A 19,307-nucleotide genomic window follows, 5' to 3' on the forward strand; every position below is an offset into this window, starting at 1 on the left:
ACGGGGTACGACAGAAACCGCTAAGGCAAGATCCACTGCTGGTTGGCCGCGCCCGTGCACGACCAGATCTGCAGCTGGGTGCCGTCCGCCGAGCTCGGGCCGGTCGCGTCGAGGCACTTGCCGAGCGCCACGAGGCCGCCGTTGCTCCCGGCCGACCACTGCTGCGCGGCCGAGCCGTTGCAGTCGTACAGCTGCACCTTCGTACCGTTGGCGGAGTTCGCCGCGGCCACGTCGAGGCACTTGCCGAGCGCGCGCACGGTGCCGTCGGTGCCGACCGTCCACTGCTGGGCGGCGGTGCCGTTGCACGTGTACAGCTGGATCTTCGTCCCGTTGGCGGAGCTCGCCCCCGCGACGTCGACGCACTTGCCGCCGTAGCCGCTGATCCGCCCGGTGCGGCTCGTCGGGGTGCCGCTGTCCGCGCCGGCCCAGAGGTAGGTGCCGACCGTCTTCGCGGGCAGCGTGCTCGCCACCTGCTGGGCGCCGACGCGCAGGGTGAACGCCTGGCTCGCCGCGGTCTGGTTGACCACGACGGCCACGAGGGTGCCGTCGGGGTTGCGGAACGCGACGTTCGTGACGCTGCCGGTCGAGCCGTAGCCGGTCGCCACCCGCTGCGCGCCGGGCGGCACGAACTTGGAGAACTGCGCGACCATGTTGTAGTCGGGCAGCGCCCAGAAGGTGTCGCGGTTGGAGGTGCTCTGCACGAGCATGGTGGGGTCGGGCGAGCCGGACCAGCGCTCGGGGGCGCGGTTCTGGTCGAGCATGCTGACCCAGCCCTCGTACAGGGTGGCGGAGTTGCGGAAGTACTGCACGATGCGGTCGGCGCCCGCGGTACCCCAGACGGAACGCTCGGTCATGAGCACATCCTTGTCCGGGTAGCTCGCCTTCACCTGGGCCATCGCCGACGGGTCGCCCGCGTAGTCGTGGAAGGCGATGCCGTCGACGGCGGCGTAGCCGTCACCGCCCAGCACGCCGGCGGCGTAGGAGACGCCCTCGCTGAAGTTATGGTCGAAGGCCCAGATCTTGACGGTACCGAGGGCAGCCGACGACAGCTCCGCCCGCAGCGCCTTCGCCAGCTGCCGCTCCTGGTCCGCGCTCACGAGCATGCCCGGGTAGTCCGCCGGCGAGAACAGCGGCTCGTTCTGCAGGGTGAGCGCGTGGATGGGGATGCCCTGCGCGGCGTACGCCTGGACCGCCCGGCGGTAGTAGGTCGCCAGCGTCGGGATGTAGCTGCTGTTCAGGCTCCCGCCGATGATGTTGTTGCTGGTCTTCATCCACGGCGGCGCCGACCACGCGCTCGCGAAGATCTTGAGGTTCGGGTTGATCGCCAGGGCCTGCTTGAGCGTGGCGATGATGTTGTAGTCGATGTCGCGCTGGATGGAGAAGCGCGCCAGCGACGGGTCGGCCGCCCCGTCGTCGTACGTGTAGAAGTCGTGCGAGGTGAAGTCGCTGGTGCCGAAGGTGATGCGCACGACGTTGAAGCCGGCGCCGGTGGCGGGGTCGACGAGCGCGCGGAGCGCCCGGTCGCGGCCGGCCGCGCTCATGCGCGACAGGTTGAAGATCGTCGACTCCTCGAGGGAGGAGCCGACACCCAGGATGCTCTGGTACCGCGTGTTGGTGTCGACGGTGATCGTGGCGCTGCCGGACGCGGCGGCGACCGGGACGTCGGACTGGCGGGACAGCTGGTACGGGGTGCCGGCGAGGCCGGTGGCGGGGTTGGTGTACCAGTTGCCGTTCTTCGGCTCGTAGCCCGCGGTGCGCGACTCCGAGCTCCAGTAGACCTGCACGCTGGTGGCCGCGGCGGATGCGGGCACCTGGGCGGACGTGAGCAGGGCGGCCGCGGTGGCCGTCACGAGCAGTGCAGACAGTGGCCGGGTTGGGACCATGTGCACGCCTCCTTAACTTCAGGACTTGTATTAAGCCCCGGCCAAATAGGACTGTCAATATTCCTAACAGATAACGCGCCGGGCCCGGCCGTGCGAGGCTCTGATGATGCTCATGGTGTCGATCTCCTGCGCCCTGGTGGCGGCGGTCGGCTACGGCGCGGCGACAGCGGTCGAGCACGCCGCGGCGTCCGGGGGCGACCGGCGCGACCGGCGGTGGAAGCTGGGCATCACGCTCGACGGCGCGGCCGCCCTGCTGCAGGCCGCGGCGCTGGCCACCGGCCCGGTCGTGCTCGTGCAGCCGTGTCTGGTCCTGGCCCTGCCGGTGTCGCTGCTGGTCGCCTGGCGGATGGGCGCGGCCCGGCCGACCGGCGGGCAGTACGGCGCCTGCGGCCTCATCGTCGCGGGCCTGGCGGCATTCTTCCTGCTCGTCGGCGACCCGGGCGACGCCGACCCGCTGCGCCTGCGCACGACCCTGCTCACCGCGGCGACCCTGCTCGCGGGCGGCACCGCCCTGCTGAGCGCGGCCCGCCGCTGGCCGGCCCGCGCCCGCGCGACCGCGTTCGGCCTCGTCGCCGGCTGCTGCGCGGGCCTCGCCGCGGTGCTGCTCGACGCGGTCGCCGCGGCCTGGCACCAGCTCGGCCGCGGCGCGCTCACCGACGCCGACGCGATCGTGGCGGCGGTACTGCTGGTGCCGTCGGCGGCGGCGAGCTTCGTCCTGCTGCAGCTGGCGTTCGCCGCGGACGGCCTGGGCGTGGGCTACCCCGCGGACCTGATCGCCAACCCGACCACGGCGGTGCTGCTCGGGGCCCTGCTGCTGCACGAGGAGATCCCGCACAGCCCGCGCGACGTGGCCGTCTTCGCCGCGTGCCTCCTGGTGGTGGTCTCCGGCGTGGTGCGCCTGGCCATCCGGGCGTCCTTGGCCGGCCGGCGGGTCGGCTAGCTCGTGGCCCGGCCGGCCCGGCCGGCCCGGCCGGGCCCCCGGCTCGGCCGGGCCCCCGGCTCGGCCGGGCCCCCGGCTCGGCCGGGCCCGCGGCTCGGCCGGGCCCGCGGCTCGGCCGGGCCCGCGGCTCGGCTAGGTCTCGGCTTGACTAGGTCGCGGCTTGGGTCAGCCGGCGCCGCACGCCCTGGGCCGCGACCACCAGCAGCGCGACCAGCCCGAGGCGCGCGAGCAGCACCGGAACCATCCACTCCAGGCGCGCCGTGAACAGACCGTCGCCGATGAGCCCGGTGTGCGGCAGCGCGAACGTCGCCGCGACGGTGACCGCGGCCCCGAGCCGCCACGCGACCGCCGGCCCGGTGCGCAGCCCGGCACCGTGGCCGCGCTCGACGTACGCGAACCAGGCGACCGCGGCCGCCGCATGCGCATAGAAGAGCACCGTCTGCGCCGTGCCGAGCCGCTCGCCCAGGTCGAGCAGGTCCGGCGACGGCGACGGCAGCCGGGGCAGCACAACGAGCGCCGCCACCAGGTCGGCCACCGCAGCGACGGCGAAGAGTCCGGCCAGCCCGAGCACGCCCCAGAGCGCGCGCTGCCACATCGGCCCGGTCACACCCACCACCCCTTGACCTCGGCCAGCAGGTGCCGGGCGCCGGTGAAGTCGTCGGTCTGCACCGCCCACCGGTCCCCGGTCAGCAGCAGCTCCCCGCTGCCGGCGGCGAACGGCCGGTGCATGCGCGCGACCCAGTCGTCGCGCAGCCGGTTGTCGTCGAACGTCACCACGGTGCCGTGCCGCCCCGCGCGCCGGCAGGCGATGGTGTCCCGCACGCCCGCGTCGGAGTGGATGGGGTCGGCGGCGTCGGTGCACAGCAGCGCGGCGGCGAGACGGGCCGCGGTGGGCGGCGGGTCGGCCTGCGTGAGACCGCGCGCCGCCCACGCCCCGAGGCCGGCGGCGAGCACCACCCCCGCGATCACGAGCTCGGTCCGGACAGAGATCACGCGCGGCACAGTAATGGTTCGCCGACCGCCCGGCGACCCCATATGCCGTGGCGCCCTACGGGATGAACGCCACCTCCGGGAACGCCGGGCTCGGGCCGTCGAGCAGGCGTGCCGGCCGGCCGCGCAGGTGCCGGTCGAAGAACGCCAGCGGGTACGCCTGCTGGATGCGCACCGCCCGCGCCGGGTCCAGGATGCCGACCGGCTGGCCCATCTGCGGCAGCAGGACCTGGTAGTCGGTGTACGACGAGTGCTCGGCCCCCGTGACCTGCACGTTGCGCCGCCAGCCGTGCAGGTGCGACCACAGGGTGGCCACGCTCGGGTACGCCGCGCGCGTGAACTCCGCGGTCATGAGCATGAGCGGCCGGTCGAGGACGTCGGGCACCTCCGGCTCCATGGGCCCGTCGAGGCTCAGCCCGGCCCGCACCCGCCGCTCGGCGAACATCACGTGCGTGATCGCGGTGGCGCCCTTGGACCAGCCGAACAGCCCGATCCGGTGCGGGTCGTGCCGGCCCGCGGTGAGCTCGCCGAGGTGGTCGAGCACGAAGCGGATGTCGGCCGCGAAGTCGTCGGGGTACATCGGCACCTCGGGGTCCGGGGTGAGCACCCGCCCGTCGGGCAGCTGGGTGAACGCGTCGCCGGTGTGGTCGACCGTCACCACGAGGTACCCGTGGCTGGCCAGCTCCTGCACGACGACGGTGTTGCCGGCCCGGTGGTCGTGGGCGCCGTGCGAGTAGACCACGACCGGCAGCCGCTCGCCGCCGCGCCGCCCGGGCGCGCCGAGCCGCCCGGCGGTCAGCGGCCCGAGCACGGCGTCGGGCGGGAACCCGGCCGACACGAGCAGCTCGCGCACCACGGCGGGGGCGAGCCAGGGCGCCCGCGGGTACCGCCCGGCATCGCGCGCCGGGTACCAGAGACTCGTCATGAGCACGCGGTCGCCGCGCACGAGCGGCCGCACGGTGGTACCCACCGGAAAGGGCCCGGTGGGCGGCGGCAGTGTCAATCGCGGCGGAGCATCGGCGGCGGAGGCCCGGGACGCGAGCGGCACGGAGGCGGCGACGGCGAGCGCGGCCCCGAGCGCGCCGCGGCGGGTGAGCGTGACGCGGTCGATTGTCATGCCCCTACCGTGCCGCCCGCCGCCCGGCCCGTCGTCCATCCACGGAGCTATCCACGCACGGCGATGTAGTACCGCGGATGTACGCCACCGGGCCGGCGTCACCCGATCGTGGCGGCGGGGCCGACGCGGGCGGCGGAGGACCGTATCGTTCCAGGATGTCCTGGGACCCGTTGACCTATCGTGGTGCGCTGCGCATCCTCGGTGCGGCCGATCCGCAGGGGCTGCAGCGGCTGGACCGGATTCTCGGCGGCCTCATCCTGGGCGCGGGGGTCGCCGGCCAGCTCCCCGCGCTCGGCGTGCTGGCGCCCGTCTACGGCTGGGCCGACCAGAAGAACGAGGGCCTCGGCATCGTCAGGTCCCTGGTGACCCGGTCGGCGCGGCGGGTCCGGCGGGCCAGCGGCCTGGACCGTCTGCAGCTCGTCGCCGCGGCGCACTCCGCCATCGTCGGGGCGGCCTTCTTCGAGAACTTCCGCGAGTACGTCGGGCCGCTCGACGATGCGCTCGAGCTGACCCCGCTCGACCGGCTGCGCCGGCTGACCCACGTGCCGGTCGGGGAAGGCGACGAGGCCGGATCGATCATCGAGATCCTCTACGCCGCACCAGTGCCGATGCCGTCGTCTGTCCGCGGCTTCCACGAGAACCTGGTGCACCTGTGCGGGTTCTACCAGGGCATGGTGGAGCGGACCACCGTCTTCCTGGCCGGCCTCCAGGCGTGGAACAGCGGGCAGTGGGCGCTGCGGCGCAAGCTCACCCCGGTGTTCTTCGCCGCCGAGGCCGCGCAGCGGTACCAATGCCTGTTCCACGAGATCGCGGCGGCCGTGCCGGAGTTCCTGGTGTGGTCGACGCTCGGCGAGCACGGCGCGACCCGCAGCCGGCTTCGCGACCTGCGCGACGACGTGCTGGAGGCGCACCGGGCGGAGATGGCCGCCCTGCACCGGGTCGAGTACCTGCTGCGCCGGATGTCGGCCCCGCTGTCCGAGGAGCCCGGCGACGCGCCGCCGATGCATCCCAGCCGGGAGGTGCTGCACAGCGCCAACCGGCTTGCGCTCGACGACCCGATCGTGCCGGCCGACTCGCTGCGGCACGTCGGCGGGGTCACGTTCCCCGCGCTGCGGCAGATCTACGTGAACCCCGCGTTCCGCTTCGCCGAGTACCAGGAGGGCGACCGGCCGGCCGACGACCGGTGGTGGAAGGACCGGCGCCGCAACACCGACCTCGACGCGTTCCTGGCCGGGCACCTGATGTCCCGCGCCGCCACCGAGCGGCCGACGCTCGTGCTGGGCCATCCGGGCAGCGGCAAGTCGATGCTGACCCAGGTGCTCGCGGCCCGGCTGCCGCCGCAGACCCACACGGTCGTGCGGGTGCCGCTGCGGCGCGTCGACGCCGACGCCCCGCTCCACGTGCAGATCCGCCAGTCGCTGCTCAACGCGACGCACGGCCGGGTGGGCTGGCCCGACCTGGCCGACCACAGCGCCGGCACGATCGCGGTCATCCTGCTCGACGGCTTCGACGAGCTGCTGCAGGCCGGCGGCGACAGCCGCACCCACTACCTGCACCACGTCGCCGAGTTCCAGCGTGTCGAGGCCGGCTGCGGCCGGCCGGTCGCCGTGTTCGTGACCACGCGCACGGTGGTCGCGGAGCGTGCCCGCATCCCGTCCGGCACCCTGCTGATCCGGCTGGAGGCGTTCACCGACGACAACGTGCGGGCGTGGCTCGACGTCTGGAACCACGTCAACCATGTGCGGATCTCCGCCGACAAGATGCTCCACGTCGACCCGGCCGCCGCCGTGCGCTACCCGGACCTCGCCGCGCAGCCGCTGCTGCTGCTCATGCTGGCGCTGTACATGTCGGACCCGGACGTGCGGCCGATCGACGGCACGGTCTCCACGACCGTGCTCTACGAGCGGCTGCTGGACAACTTCACCCGCCGCGAGCTGCAGCGGATCCACGACCGGGCGCCGGCCGACCCCGACCGGGTGGCCGAGCTTGTCCCCAAGCGCCTGTGGGAGCTCAGCGTCGTGGCGTTCGCGATGTTCAACCGCGGCAGCCAGTACGTCACGGACGAGCAGCTCGGCGGCGACCTCGCGGCGATGATCCCGGGGTACCGCGACGCCGTCGCCACGGGCGAGGTGCGCCGCTCGGCCCTGGCCCAGGGTGTCATCCGCGGGTTCTTCTTCGTGCACACGTCGGAGCTCGACCTGCACCACGAGGAGGCGAAGCGCAGCTACGAGTTCCTGCACGCCACGTTCGGCGAGTTCCTGCTGGCCGCCAGCCTGCTCGACCGGGTCGCCGAGGCGGTCGCCGGCAACCTGGCGGACCCGGCCGGGGCCAAGGTGCACGACGCCCAGTTGTTCGCCCTGCTGTCGCATCAGGCGCTGGCGTTGCGGCGATCCACGCTCGGGTTCGTGCGCGAGCTCTTCCTCCGGGAGCCCGGCCAGCGGCACCGCCCGCTCCGGGCCGCCCTGCGCATCCTGCTGCACAACGCCCTGCGCCGCGGGTTCACCGCCGACTACGCCGACTACCGGCCGCTGCCCCTGCACCATGTGCGCGGCCTGGCCGCCTACTCGGCGAACCTGCTGCTGCTCCTGCTGGTGTGCTCCGGGTGGGAGGACGAGCCGGCCCGGATCGCGGCGCTGGGGCCGCCGGACGAGCCCGACCCGGAGGGCTGGTGGTCCTCCCTGCTGCATCTGTGGCGATCGGGGCTGGACGACGCGAACACGACGGCGCTCGCCGAGACGCTGCAGCGGGAACCCGGCACCGACCTGATCAGGGTGAGCCGGGCCGGCTCGCCGGCCTCGAACGACCTGCGCGCCCTGTTCGCCGCCCCGGATGCCGCGTAGTCAGGCGCGCGGGCAATGCGCCGGGCCGGCCGGATCCGCGTGCTCGATGACGAACGTAGCGAAGCGGGTCAGGTGGTCGAGCTGGACAACCTGGTACGCCAACGAGTGAAGGTCACCCCGCCCACGGCGGTCCAGCCCTCGTCCAGCAGGCGGCGGGTCAGGGCGAGGCCGATGCCGTCGGTGTTGCCGACGATGAGCGCACGGGGCATCGGCGAAATATACGCTTGCGGCGCGACGTTACTGTTGTCGTAGTCGATCGTGTCAGTCGAGTGTGGAGGGAGACCGCCGTGCAGTACCGCACCGCCGTCGTCGTCCCCCGCTCGCTGTACGAGGTGATTCGCGTGTCTTCGTCGCTCCCGGTGCCCGCTCGCGCGGCGGCACTGGGTCGTCCCGCCCGGAGCTGAGCCCGGCGGGGCGCAATCGCGCTGTCCAAGTCCGAGTGACGAGCCCAGAGGGGCAACAGTGCGTAACGAACTGCGACGCGTCCGCAACATCGGCATCCTGGCCCACGTGGACGCGGGGAAGACCACGACCACCGAACGGATCCTCTACGCCACCGGCGCGACGTACAAGCAGGGCGAGGTCCACGACGGCACCACCGTCACCGACTTCGACCAGCAGGAGCGCAACCGCGGCATCACCATCTTCGCGGCCGCCGTCAGCGTCGACTGGGACGGCCACCGGATCAACCTGATCGACACGCCCGGCCACGTCGACTTCGCCGACGAGGTCGAGCGCTCGCTGCGCGTGCTCGACGGCGCGGTCGCCGTGTTCGACGGCGTCGCCGGCGTGGAGCCACAGAGCGAGTCGGTGTGGCGGCAGGCCGACCGGTACGGCGTGCCCCGGATCGCGTTCGTGAACAAGCTCGACCGGGCGGGGGCCGACCTCGGGGCCGCGGTGGACTCGATCCGCGACCGCCTCGGCGTGACCCCGCTCGTGGTGCAGGCCCCGGTCGGCACCGAGTCGGGCTTCACCGGCGTCCGGGACCTCACCGAGCCCTCGGACGCGCCGGAGCGGGCCGCGCTGGTCGAGCAGGTCGCCGAGCTGCATGCGGAGGCGTTCGAGGAGTACGTGGCAACGGGAGGCCTGAGCCGGGCGACGCTGCGCAAGGCGCTGCGGGACCTGACGCTGAGCCGGGAGGCGGTCGTCGTGCTGTGCGGCTCCGCCTACCGCGACAAGGGCATCACGGAACTGCTCGACGCGGTGGTGGCGTACCTGCCGGCACCGGCCGGGGACCCGGACGCGCCGCTGACGGCGCTCGTGTTCAAGGTGCACGCGGCGACGACGGGGCGGTACACGTACGTCCGCGTCTACTCCGGCACCCTGCGCAAGGGCACCGACGTACGCCTGTCCAACGCCGGCAAGGAGGAGCGCGTGTCACGCATCCTGCATGTTCAGGCGGACCGGTACACCGACGTCGACCGGGCCGTCGCGGGCGACATCGTGGCGCTGGTCGGGCTCAAGCCGGCCCGCGTCGGCGAGACGCTGTGCGACCCGGCCCACCCGGTGGTCCTCGAGCCGCCGAGCCGGGCCACGCCCGTCGTCTCGGTCGCGATCGAGGCCCGCAGCCGCGCCGAGACCGGCCGGCTGGCCACGGCGCTGGCGCGGCTGGTCGAGGAGGACCCGTCGCTGGTCGTGCGGGTCGACGCCGAGACCGGCCAGACCCTGCTCAGCGGGATGGGCGAGCTGCACCTGGAGGTGGCGGTGGAGAAGATGCGCCTGGCCGCCAACGGGCTGGACGTCGCGGTCGGCCGGCCCCAGGTCGCCTACCGCGAGACCCTGGTCCGCGGGGTCAGCGGGTTCTACCACCGCCTCGTCAAGCAGGACGGCGGCTCGGGCCTCTACGCCCACGTGGCCATCGACGTGTCCCCGGTGGACGGTGAGGAGTTCGTGTTCGAGTCCACTGTGGTCGGTGGGCACGTGTCGAAGGAGTACGTGCGGGCCGTCGAGGCCGGCTGCCGCGACGCCCTCGCGGCCGGTCCGGTCGCCGGGTATCCGGTCACGGGCGTCAAGGTGACGCTCACCGACGGCAAGATGCACGACCACGACTCCTCCGACCTGGCCTTCCGCCTCGCCGGGCGGGAGGCGCTCCAGCTGGCCCTGCGCGAGTCGCAGATGGTGCTGCTGGAGCCGGTCACCGAGGTGACGGTGACCGTGCCCGAGGACATGGTCGGCGGCGTGCTCGGCGACCTCATGGCCCGCCGGGCCCAGGTCGGCGGCACCGCGCCGCGCGGCCGGACGGTCGTGGTGACGGCGACGGTACCGCTGGCGGAGCTGTTCGGCTACGCCACGCGCCTGCGCAGCCGCACGCAGGGCCGCGGCGTGTTCACCACGCGCCCGGCCGGCTACGCGCCCGCCCCGGCGGGTGTGTCGGCCGCGTAACACTGTTTGACACATGACAAATTGGGTAACGGGCGCCTCTCGTCCACTAGCGTCAGAGGATTGATGGGAGGCGTCCGTTGCTGCTCGCCGTGCTCGATGTCGGGTCGAACTCCGCGCACCTGCAGATCGTGCAGGCCCGCCGCGGGCGGCCGCCCCAGCCGGTGTACCGCCTGAAGGCCCCGACGCTGCTCGCCGAGGAGGTCACCGCCGACGGTGCGCTCTCCCCCGACGGCGTGAAGCGGGTCGTCGACGCGGTGACGTGCACCGTCGAGGCGTTCCGCCGGCACGGGGCCGAGGACCTCATCCCGCTGGCGACCGCGACGATCCGCGACGCGACGAACAACACCGAGATCTGCCGCCGGGTCCGCGAGGCGACCGGGGTGCAGCTGCGCTCGCTCAGCGGCGAGGACGAGGCCCGCGTGACGTTCGAGGCGGTCCGCCGCTGGCACGCCGCGACCGAGGGCCTGTGGCTGCTCGACATCGGCGGCATGTCGATGGAGATCGCCGCCGGCGCCGGCCCGGAGCCCGACCTCGCGGTGTCGCTGCCGGTCGGCGCCGGGCGGCTGACGAGACAGTTCCTGCCCGAGCACCCGGCCGGCCGGGACGCGGTCGAGCGCCTGCGCCGGCACGTGCGGGGAGTGGTGAAGCCGGTCGCGCGGGAGCTGGCCCGGGCCAAGCGCCCGCGCAGCGTCGTGGGCACGTCGAAGACGTTCAAGCAGCTGGCCCTGCTCACCGGCGGCGGCGGGAAGCTCGAGCGGCGGCCGCTGCGCCGGTGGCTGCCGCGCCTGGCCGCGATGAGCCCGCGGGAGCGCGCCCAGCTGCCCGGGGTCGCGGCGGCCCGCGCCCGGCAGCTGCTGGCCGGCGCGGTCACCGCCGTGACCGTGATGGAGGCCCTCGACCTGCGCTCGCTGGACGTCTGCCCGTGGGCGTTGCGCGAGGGCCTGCTGCTGCGGCGGTACGCCGAGCTGCGGGGCTGACCTCAGCCGCGCTGCCCGGCGTTGCGCGGCAGGTGGATCTTGCCTTCCGAGTCGACCTTGTCGTCGAACGGCATCAGCGGGTCGTCCACCTCGCCGCCGAGGCTCGGGGTCTTCACGCCCCGCGCCGAACCGTTGGGCTTGTCCTCTTCGTCGATGCGCGACGCCCCGTCGCCTCCCGGCGTGCCGGTCGTGCCCATCGTGGCGTTCTCGTCGTCCATGAACTCCGACTTACCCAGCGGCCTTGCGCCCAACCGCGCCCCACACCGCGACCTGGTCGAACGTCGGCCGCGGCCCGGGCTCGGCCTCGGCGCGCCACTCGGCCACCGACACGATCCCGGGCTCCAGCCGCTCCAGCCCGGCCGTGAACTGCGCGAACTCGTCGCGGCTGCGCAGCTTGCCCGGCCCGTGGCGGCCCGACTGGATCTGCGCCGCGAGCTCCGGGGCGAGCCCGTCGGTCGTGGCGTGCGACATGACGAGGAAGCTGCCGGGCGCGAGGGCCGACAGCAGCCGCGCGACGAGGTCGTAGGGCTCGTCCTCGTCCGGCAGGAAGTGCACGACCGCCACGAGGATGAGCGCGACCGGCCGGCTCAGGTCGATGGTGGCCTTGAGCGCGGGGTCGTCGAGGATCCGCTCCGGGTCGCGCAGGTCCGCGTCGACGTACGCGGTCGCGCCCTGCGGCGTGCTGGTCAGCAGCGCCCGGGCGTGGGCGAGCACGATCGGGTCGTTGTCGACGTAGACAACCCGGGCGTCGGGCGCCACGCCCTGCGCGACCTCGTGCACGTTGGGGCTGGTCGGGATGCCGGTGCCGATGTCCAGGAACTGCCGGATGCCGTGCTGCCCGGCGAGCACCTTCACGACCCGGCGCATGAACGCCCGGTTCTCCACCACGGCGGTGCGGATCGCCGGGAACGCCGCGGCGATCGCGTCGCCGGACTCGCGGTCGGCCGCGAAGTTGTCCTTGCCGCCGAGCCAGTAGTCGTAGCGCCGGGCCGGGTGCGCGACCGTGGTGTCCACGCGTTCCGTCCATTCCGATGATGCCACCGCAGTCTCCGTCCGTGGTCGGCCCGTGCGGCTGGAATCATAGTCCGGCCTTGGCCGCCATCCCGGTGAGGATGTAGTCCAGGCCCGCGTCGAAGTCGGTGTCCGGGTCGGGGCCGAGGAAGACCTCGGTGGCGGCGCGGGCGGCGAGCGGGTACAAATCCGGCCGGAACGCCTCGGCCAGGGCCTTCGGGTCGTACGGGTTGTGCTCGTACCCGGCGCCGAGGCGGGCCTGCTCCTCGATGGTGTGCCCGACCGTGTAGTGCAGCACGGCGGCGAAGCCCCGGGCGGCGTCGGGCAGCGTGAAGCCGGCGTCGAGGAGCACCCGCAGGGTCAGCTCCATCGCGGCCGGCAGGTCGGGCCCGGTCAGGTTGGTGCCGGCGAAGACGCGGGCGCCGTCGCGGTACCGCAGCAGGACCTTGCGCAGCGTGCGGGCGCGCGTGGCGACCCAGTCCGGCCACGCGGCGGCGTCCGCGGGTGGCCGGAGCCCCTCGATCGCGTCGGTGAACATGACCGCGGCCATCGCGTCGAGCAGGTGCTGCTTGTTCTTGACGTGCCAGTACAGCGTGGGCGCGCGGACCCCGAGCCGGTCGGCGACGAGCCGCATGGTGAGCCCGTCGAGCCCTGTCTCGCCGAGCAGCTCGAGTCCTGTGCGGGCGATCACGCCCGGGTTGATGGCCACGCCTTGACACTCTAACAGCGTTAGAGAGATGCTGGGTTCTCTAACAACGTTAGAGACACTTGGGGGACGAACATGGTCATCATCGTCGGCGCCGGCCCGACCGGCCTCTGGCTGGCCAGCGAGCTGCGCCTGCACGGCATCGCGGTCACGGTGCTCGACCGCCGCTCGGCCCGGATGGGCGAGTCGCGGGCCGGCGGGCTGCACGCGCGGAGCATGGAGATCCTGGAGTCGCGCGGGATCGCCGACCGTTTCGTGGCCGCGGGCCGCCGGGTCCCCTACGCGCACTTCGCCGGGCTCTGGCTCGACCTCAGCCGCCTCGACACGAGGTACCCGTACGTCCTGGGCCTGGTCCAGTCCCGCATCGAGGCCCTGCTGGAGGAGCACCTGCGGGAGCACGGCACCGAGGTGCGCTGGGACACCGAGGTCGCGGCCGTGCACCAGGCCGAGGGCCACGCCGAGGTGACCACCGCCGCGGGCGAGACCCTGCGCGGCGACTACGTCGTGGGCTGCGACGGCGGCCGCAGCACGATCCGCCGGATGCTCGGCGTCGCCTTCGACGGCACCGACGCCACGGTGAGCTCCATGCTCGCCGACGTCAAGCTGGCCGCCCCGCCGGACGGCGTGATCTTCCAGCAGCGCACGCCGCTGGGCGACTTCACCGCGCTGCAGCTCGAGCCCGGGTACCACCGCCTCATGGTGAACCGGTACACCGCCCCGGCGCCCGGCAGCGACCTGGAGTTCGACGAGTTCCGTGCCGTCTTCACCGCGATTGCCGGCACCGACTACGGCATGCACAGTCCGAAGTGGACCTCGCGCTACCACGACGCCGCCCGGCTGGCCGCCCACTACCGCCTCGGCCGCGTCCTGCTCGCCGGCGACGCCGCGCACATCCACTGGCCGTCGGGCGGCCAGGGCCTCAACACGGGCCTGCAGGACGCCACCAACCTGGGGTGGAAGCTGGCCGAGACCATCCGCGGCCTGGCCCCGGCCCCCGGCGCCGACGTCCTCGCCGCCGCCCCCGCCCCGGCCCCGGGCGGCTCCGACCCGGCCCGGATGAGCGCGGCCGAGCTCAACGCGCTCGCCACCGGCGCCGTGACCGCGCGGCCGCACATCGACATCGAGGGGCTGGCGCTGCTGGACACGTACGAGGCGGAGCGGCGCCCGGTCGCGGCCCGGGTGCTCGCCAACACGCGGGCGCAGGCGGCCCTGTCCCGCCCGGGCCCGCAGGCCGACGCGCTGCGGGCCACGATGGCCGAGCTCCTCACCGTGCCCGAGGTCAACGACGGCCTGGCCGCGATGGTCGCCGGCCTCGATCAGGCCGAACCCTCCAGGAGCGCCTTCAGCCGGGCGTAGCTGCGCGGGGCGGCACGGGCCGCCAGCCGGCGGACCACCGGGACGAGCAGGTCGGCCGCGCCGCCGGCGGTGAAGTCGAGGGTGAACGTCACGCGGGAGCGGCGGCCGTCGTCCAGCGGCTCCACGGTCACCGTCGCCTCGGGCCGCACGGCACCGCCGACCGCCCGGGCCGCCCAGCGCCACGGCGCCTCGGCCAGGGTGACCTGCTGCAACATGCCGCGGTCGGTGCCGGCGATGCGGCGGACGGTGGTGAAGCGGCCGTCCGCGTGGACCTCGACGCGGCGGACGTCGGCCTGCCACTCGGGGAAGCGGGCGGGATCGGTCGCGTACGCGTACACCTCGGCCGGCGGGCGGTCGATCTCGATCGTGGTCACGGTATGCCTCCCGGATTCGTCTCCCATCAGGACGTGTGCCGAGCCGAGGATGTGACCGTGGAGTTCGTTTTCGAGGAGTACCGCAGCTACCTGCAGGCGATCGCCTACCGCCTGCTCGGGTCGAGCGCCGAGGCCGAGGACGCGGTGCAGGAGTGCTGGCTGCGGTACCGCCGGGCCGGGCCGTCGATCCACGAACCGCGCAAGTGGCTCGGGACGGTGGTCACCCGCATCTGCCTCGACCAGCTGCGGGCCCGCGGCGCGCGCCGGGAGGTACCGCTGCTGCCGGATCCGATCGTGGCCGACGACGATCCGGAGCGGGCCGCCGTCGAGGCGGACGCCGTGGGGATCGCCCTGCTCGTCGTGCTCGGCACGCTCTCCCCCGCCGAGCGGGTCGCGTTCGTGCTGCACGACGCGTTCGGGGTGCCGTTCGACGAGCTCGCGCCGATCCTGGACCGGACGCCGGCGGCGGTACGGCAGCTGGCCAGCCGCGGGCGGCGGCGGGCCCGGGAGGCGCCGGTGCCCGACCCGGACCTGCGCCGGCAGCGGCGGGTGGTCGGGGCGTTCCTGGCCGCGGCCCGCGACGGCGACCTCGACGGGCTCGTCGCGGTGCTCGACCCGGAGCTGGAGCTGCGCGCGCTGACGCCGGGCGGCCTGCGGACGCTGCGCGGGGCGGCGGACGTCTCCCGGGAGGCGGCGCTGTTCGCGGCCCGGGCCGTCCACGCGACGCCGGTGCTCGTGAACGGGTCGGCCGGGCTGCTCGTGCCCGGCACGGCGCTGCTCGCGTTCACGGTGTCCGGCGACCGGATCCGGTCAATCGCGATCTACACCGTAGAAGCGCAGGACGGACGCCGGCAGGACGGTCGCGAGGGCGGCCAAGGCCGGTAGGAGCGCCACGATCCGGCCGGGGTCGAGGCTGTCGCCGGGGCGCGAGACCCAGACGAGATCGCGCCCGGCGATGCGCCAGCCGAGGAGCCCGTAACGGCGGGTCACGTCGAGCACCTCGCCGGTCACGAGGGCGTCGGCGAACGCGGGGTGCCGCGGCGGCGGTGCGCCGTCGAGCTCGGGCGGGTGCTGGAAGGCGAGGGCGGCCCAGGGCGGCACCGGGCCGACGCGCCCCTCGGCGCTGGGCTCGCCGTTGGCCGGGTCGGGGATCACGGCCACCGGCGGCAGCGCGACGGGCAGGTGCAGGACGCTGACGGTCCGGTACCCCGCCGAGGACCCCAGGACCGTCGTGTCGAACAGCGTGAACCGGCGCCCGGTCGGGTCGATGATGCCGGTGAGCTCGTCGGCCGGGTCGAGGTCGGCGACGGCGGCCCCGGCGGCGCGCCAGCGGTCCTCGACGGCCCCGAAGCCGGGGCGGGATCCGCGCCGGGCGTAATGCCAGCCGCGCTCGAAAGCGAGCTCTGCGCGCTCCGTCCGCCCCTGTTTGGTCACACACTCATCCCCCGAGCTCGATCAGTTACCGAGAGCGTAGCCCTCGTCACCGGGCGCGCGCGACCTCGAACCAGACTTCCTTGCCTCCGGCGGGGATCGACGAGGTGCCCCAGTCCACCGCGACCGAGGCCACGATGAGCAGGCCGCGGCCGTTCTCGCTGTCGGCCCCGGCCGGGCGCGGGCTCGGCAGCCGCTCGCTGCGGTCCTCCACGGTCACCCGCAGCCGGTCGGCCCCGAGCTCGAGACGCACCAGGACGGCCCCGACGGTGTGCTGGATGGCGTTGGTGATGACCTCGTCGAGCAGCAGCAGGGTGTCGTCGGCGATGCGGCGCTCGCCCCACGCGGCGAGCACGTCGGCGGCGAAGCGGCGGGCGGCCGAGGCGCTGACGGCGTCGCCGCGGAAGCGCCGCTGGGCGGTCGGGCGGAACCCGTCGGCGGGCTCGGGGCGCTCGTCGACGGCGAGGAAGACCACGGCGACGTCGTCGGAGCGCGGCTGCGGCCCGACGCCGGCGGTCAGCACGTGGTCGAGCATCGCGTCGGGGTCGCCGGGCGGGGCGGAGCGCACGGCGTTGCGCAGGTCGGCGAGGCCGTCGTCGAGGTGGTACCGGCGGTCCTCGACGAGCCCGTCGGTGTACAGCAGCAGCCCGGCCCCGCCCGGGACGAGGAACGTGGTCTCGCTGTAGACGATGTCCGGGCTGACGCCGAGCGGCGGCCCGGGGCGCAGGGCCAGGATGTCGGCCTCGCCGCCGGCGCGCATCACGGGCGGCGGGTGCCCGGCCAGGACCGCGGTGGCGGTGCCCTCGGCCAGGTGCAGCTCCAGGTAGGCGCAGGTGGCGACGGCGTCGGGGGCCAGGTCGAGCAGGAGCCCGTTCACGCGCTGCATGACCACCGACGGGCTGTGCCGCTCGGCCGCGTAGGCCCGCAGCGCGTTGCGGACCTGCCCCATGACCGCGGCGGCGGTGGCGTTGTGCCCGACGACGTCGCCGATGACGACCGCGACCACGTCGTCGCCGAGCGGGATGACGTCGTACCAGTCGCCGCCCACGTCGGCGCCGTGCGTCCACGGCAGGTAGCGGGCCGCGTGGCGCAGCCCCGGCACCTGCGGCAGCTCGGCGGGCAGCAGCGCCCGCTGCAGCTCGCCGGCGATGGACAGCTGCGCCTCGAACAGCAGCGCCCGCTGCATCGCCTGCGCGCACACCGCGGCGAACGCGGCGAGGTTGGCCCGCTCGGCCTCGTCGAACTCGCGCGGGCTGCCGTACCCGATGACCAGGGTGCCGAGCACGTCGCCGGCCGCGGCCAGGGGCAGGAACGCCCACGCCTGCCGGCCGCCGCTGGGGATCGGGGCGGCGTCGCCGGACTGCGCCGCGGCGAACTTCTGCAGGCTGCTGAGGTAGCGGGCCCGGCCGGTCCGCGCCACCTCGGTCGCCGGATACGGATGTTGCAGCGGTACCGCCTGCAGCCGCTGCACCACCTGCGGTTCGTAGCCGGCGTGGTACTGCAGCACCAGGTGATCGTCGCGGCGCAGCAGCACCGCGAGGCCCTGGCCGCCGGCGGACGGGCGCAGGACGGCGCCGATCGCGGAGTACACGTCGGCGGCGGTGCTCGCGGCGACCAGCGCCGTGGTGACCGCCTGCAGCGCGGCGTTGCGCCCGGCCGCCCGGCGCGCCGCGGCCATGCTCAGGTCGAGCCGCTCCTGCTGGTGGACGAGCGCGGTGACGTCGCGGAACGACACGGCGACCCCGTCGGCCCCGGCGGGCGCGGCGCCGACCTGCCACACCTGGCCGACGTCCTCGTAGCGCAGCTGCTCCTGCCACGGCCGCCCCGACTCGGCGACCTCGCGCCAGCGCTCGATCAGGCCGTGCACCTGCACCTGGCCGCCGGCGAGCTCGCTCCACCGGCGGCCGATCGTCTCCTCCACGCTGCGCCCGGTGAGCGCGGCGCCGGGGCGGTTGACGTACTCGCAGACGAAGTCGTACACCGCCCCGGACGCGTCGCGCAGGGCGCGCAGGAGCGTGAACCCGTCGAAGGCGGCGTCGAGCACCTCGTACAGCCGCGTCCCACCGGCCGACTGCGGCCCGAGCGTGACGGCGCGCAGGTCGACGAACCGTGCGGCGAACCCGTCGCCGCTGGGCCCGATCCACACCTCGAAGTGCCCGGACACGCTGGGCCGGTCGTAGTAGACGGTGCGGGAGACGGCCTCGCGGGTCTCGACGACCTTGCGGTACAACGGGATCGTGCTGTCGTTCACGGTGTCGGGCCACAGCTGCCGGTACCGCCCGCCGACGAGCTCCTCGCGCGGCTGACCGAGGTAGCGGGCCCCGGCCTCGTTGAGGTAGAGCAGCTGGAAGTCGACGATGTCCCCGCCGTCGCCGCGCACCGCGCGGGCGAAGGCCCACCCCTGCGGGTCGGCGTCGAGCACCGCGAGCACGTCGGCGGAGGGCAGCACGTCCGTCCCGTCGACCATGCCGCCATCATCCCGAACCCACCGCGCGGACGCCAACCACGCCCCGGTGAAGCCCCGCGCCTCGTCGTCGCCGCCGTCGGTGAGGCACGGACCGTACCGATTCATCCGTTTTGCACCGCCGCCCACGCCGCGGGTGTGCCGTCAGGGCTGCAGGCGGGCCGTTGTCCAGCCGGTCGGGGTGCGGTCGTAGCGCAGGCGGCGGTGCAGGCGGTCGGTGCTGTCGTGCCAGAACTCGATCGACTCGAAGGCGAGGCGGTACCCGGCCCAGGTGTCGGGCCGCCCGGCCGGGCCCGCCGCGCCCAGTTCGGCCGCGCGGGCGCGCAGGGCGGCCTCGTCCGGCATCGGCTCGCTCTGGCGCGAGGCGGCCGCCATCGCCCGGGCCACCGGTGCCCGCTCGGCGAACAGGGCGTCCGACTCGGGGTCCGCAAGGCGGTGCACCGGGCCGGCGACGTGGAGCTGCTGGAGGGTCTCGCGCCAGAAGAACGTCGCCGCCGCGTACGGGTTGGCGGTCAGGTCGCGGCCCTTGCGGCTCACGGTGTGGGTGCCGAAGACGAGGCCGTCGGGGCGGATGTGCTGCACGAGCACGGTGCGGTTCGACGGGCGGCCGGCGGCGTCGGCGGTGGCCAGGGCGATCGCGTTCGGCAGGGCGATGCCCCGGCCGGCGGCGGCGTCGAGCCAGGCGCGCAGCAGCGCCACCGGGTCCGCGGGCGGGTCGGCGAACTCGGGCAGCGACAGGTCGTCCATGCGGCCACGGTACCGACGCGCAGGCCGGCCGGGCGCGTTCGGGCGGGCGTTCAGCCTCCGCGGGCGATGCCGGCACATTCCCGGCGTGC

18 protein-coding genes are annotated in these 19,307 nt (G+C 74.4%); 6 read left to right on the forward strand and 12 right to left on the reverse strand.

Translation table 11 applies throughout. From position 1 onward, the window contains the following. Positions 1-20: 20 nt before the first annotated feature. Positions 21-1,883: a ricin-type beta-trefoil lectin domain protein gene (locus ACPPVO_RS30545; protein WP_426501987.1), complete on the reverse strand. Its 1,863-nt coding sequence runs from the start codon at positions 1,881-1,883 to the stop codon at positions 21-23. 103 nt (positions 1,884-1,986) lie between these two features. Here ACPPVO_RS30545 and ACPPVO_RS30550 point away from each other — a divergent pair, with 103 nt between their 5' ends. Next, positions 1,987-2,823 (forward strand): DMT family transporter, encoded by an 837-nt coding sequence (locus ACPPVO_RS30550; RefSeq protein WP_426501988.1) that lies wholly within the window; start codon positions 1,987-1,989, stop codon positions 2,821-2,823. A 148-nt stretch (positions 2,824-2,971) separates the two neighbouring features. On the opposite strand, the gene ACPPVO_RS30555 is transcribed toward ACPPVO_RS30550, so the two are convergent. From ACPPVO_RS30555 to ACPPVO_RS30565, 3 genes are read right to left on the reverse strand one after another with little or no spacing between them, the layout of a single operon-like run. Further along, entirely contained in the window at positions 2,972-3,430 is a 459-nt protein-coding gene (locus tag ACPPVO_RS30555; RefSeq protein WP_426501989.1) for a hypothetical protein, read from the reverse strand. Further along, on the reverse strand, positions 3,427-3,816 hold the full coding sequence (locus tag ACPPVO_RS30560) for a hypothetical protein (RefSeq protein WP_426501990.1): 390 nt from the start codon (positions 3,814-3,816) through the stop codon (positions 3,427-3,429). Before ACPPVO_RS30560 ends, ACPPVO_RS30555 begins: the two co-directional genes overlap by 4 nt. A gap of 55 nt (positions 3,817-3,871) precedes the next feature. Then, the gene (locus ACPPVO_RS30565) at positions 3,872-4,930 is read right to left on the reverse strand and encodes an alpha/beta hydrolase family protein (protein ID WP_426501991.1); all 1,059 of its coding nucleotides are present in this window, start codon (positions 4,928-4,930) and stop codon (positions 3,872-3,874) included. A 155-nt stretch (positions 4,931-5,085) separates the two neighbouring features. On the opposite strand from ACPPVO_RS30565, the gene ACPPVO_RS30570 reads away from it, so the two are divergent. Continuing rightward, a complete protein-coding gene (locus ACPPVO_RS30570; RefSeq protein WP_426501992.1) occupies positions 5,086-7,770 on the forward strand; it encodes an NACHT domain-containing protein in 2,685 nt (894 codons plus the stop codon). A 68-nt stretch (positions 7,771-7,838) separates the two neighbouring features. Here the strand turns inward: ACPPVO_RS30570 and ACPPVO_RS30575 are convergent, their stop codons facing one another. Continuing rightward, positions 7,839-7,979, reverse strand: coding sequence for a hypothetical protein (locus ACPPVO_RS30575; protein WP_426501993.1), 141 nt, complete (start codon positions 7,977-7,979; stop codon positions 7,839-7,841). Between the two features lie 253 nt (positions 7,980-8,232). Between ACPPVO_RS30575 and ACPPVO_RS30580 the strand changes: the two genes are divergently transcribed. Continuing rightward, positions 8,233-10,152 (forward strand): elongation factor G, encoded by a 1,920-nt coding sequence (locus ACPPVO_RS30580; protein ID WP_426501994.1) that lies wholly within the window; start codon positions 8,233-8,235, stop codon positions 10,150-10,152. Positions 10,153-10,229: 77 nt separating this feature from the next. Further along, a complete protein-coding gene (locus ACPPVO_RS30585; RefSeq protein WP_426501995.1) occupies positions 10,230-11,129 on the forward strand; it encodes a Ppx/GppA phosphatase family protein in 900 nt (299 codons plus the stop codon). A 2-nt stretch (positions 11,130-11,131) separates the two neighbouring features. On the opposite strand, the gene ACPPVO_RS30590 is transcribed toward ACPPVO_RS30585, so the two are convergent. The 3 genes from ACPPVO_RS30590 to ACPPVO_RS30600 are packed head-to-tail and all read right to left on the reverse strand — an operon-like array spanning position 11,132 to position 12,849. Continuing rightward, positions 11,132-11,347 carry a hypothetical protein gene (locus ACPPVO_RS30590; protein ID WP_426501996.1) on the reverse strand — a complete coding sequence of 72 codons (216 nt, stop codon included), beginning with the start codon at positions 11,345-11,347 and terminating at the stop codon, positions 11,132-11,134. A gap of 10 nt (positions 11,348-11,357) precedes the next feature. Beyond that, a complete protein-coding gene (locus tag ACPPVO_RS30595) occupies positions 11,358-12,170 on the reverse strand; it encodes an SAM-dependent methyltransferase (protein WP_426501997.1) in 813 nt (270 codons plus the stop codon). Between the two features lie 37 nt (positions 12,171-12,207). Then, on the reverse strand, positions 12,208-12,849 hold the full coding sequence (locus ACPPVO_RS30600; RefSeq protein WP_426501998.1) for a TetR/AcrR family transcriptional regulator C-terminal domain-containing protein: 642 nt from the start codon (positions 12,847-12,849) through the stop codon (positions 12,208-12,210). 72 nt (positions 12,850-12,921) lie between these two features. Between ACPPVO_RS30600 and ACPPVO_RS30605 the strand changes: the two genes are divergently transcribed. Continuing rightward, positions 12,922-14,202, forward strand: coding sequence for an FAD-dependent monooxygenase (locus tag ACPPVO_RS30605; RefSeq protein WP_426501999.1), 1,281 nt, complete (start codon positions 12,922-12,924; stop codon positions 14,200-14,202). Here ACPPVO_RS30605 and ACPPVO_RS30610 read toward each other — a convergent pair. Beyond that, the gene (locus tag ACPPVO_RS30610; RefSeq protein ID WP_426502000.1) at positions 14,163-14,576 is read right to left on the reverse strand and encodes an SRPBCC family protein; all 414 of its coding nucleotides are present in this window, start codon (positions 14,574-14,576) and stop codon (positions 14,163-14,165) included. The genes ACPPVO_RS30605 and ACPPVO_RS30610 overlap by 40 nt on opposite strands. Positions 14,577-14,633: 57 nt before the next feature. Here ACPPVO_RS30610 and ACPPVO_RS30615 point away from each other — a divergent pair, with 57 nt between their 5' ends. Continuing rightward, complete coding sequence (locus tag ACPPVO_RS30615) at positions 14,634-15,461, forward strand: sigma-70 family RNA polymerase sigma factor (RefSeq protein WP_426502001.1); 828 nt, start codon at positions 14,634-14,636, stop codon at positions 15,459-15,461. On the opposite strand, the gene ACPPVO_RS30620 is transcribed toward ACPPVO_RS30615, so the two are convergent. The 3 genes from ACPPVO_RS30620 to phzG all read right to left on the reverse strand — a co-directional run bounded on the left by ACPPVO_RS30620 (position 15,387) and on the right by phzG (position 19,218). Beyond that, positions 15,387-16,010 (reverse strand): hypothetical protein, encoded by a 624-nt coding sequence (locus tag ACPPVO_RS30620; RefSeq protein WP_426502002.1) that lies wholly within the window; start codon positions 16,008-16,010, stop codon positions 15,387-15,389. The genes ACPPVO_RS30615 and ACPPVO_RS30620 overlap by 75 nt on opposite strands. 46 nt (positions 16,011-16,056) lie before the next feature. Beyond that, positions 16,057-18,474: a SpoIIE family protein phosphatase gene (locus ACPPVO_RS30625; RefSeq protein ID WP_426502003.1), complete on the reverse strand. Its 2,418-nt coding sequence runs from the start codon at positions 18,472-18,474 to the stop codon at positions 16,057-16,059. Positions 18,475-18,615: 141 nt separating this feature from the next. Continuing rightward, a complete protein-coding gene (gene phzG / locus ACPPVO_RS30630) occupies positions 18,616-19,218 on the reverse strand; it encodes a phenazine biosynthesis FMN-dependent oxidase PhzG (RefSeq protein WP_426502004.1) in 603 nt (200 codons plus the stop codon). Positions 19,219-19,307: the final 89 nt, after the last annotated feature.

Origin of the sequence: Dactylosporangium sp. McL0621, assembly GCF_049995355.1 — a bacterium.
In the GTDB taxonomy this organism is placed as follows: domain Bacteria; phylum Actinomycetota; class Actinomycetes; order Mycobacteriales; family Micromonosporaceae; genus Dactylosporangium.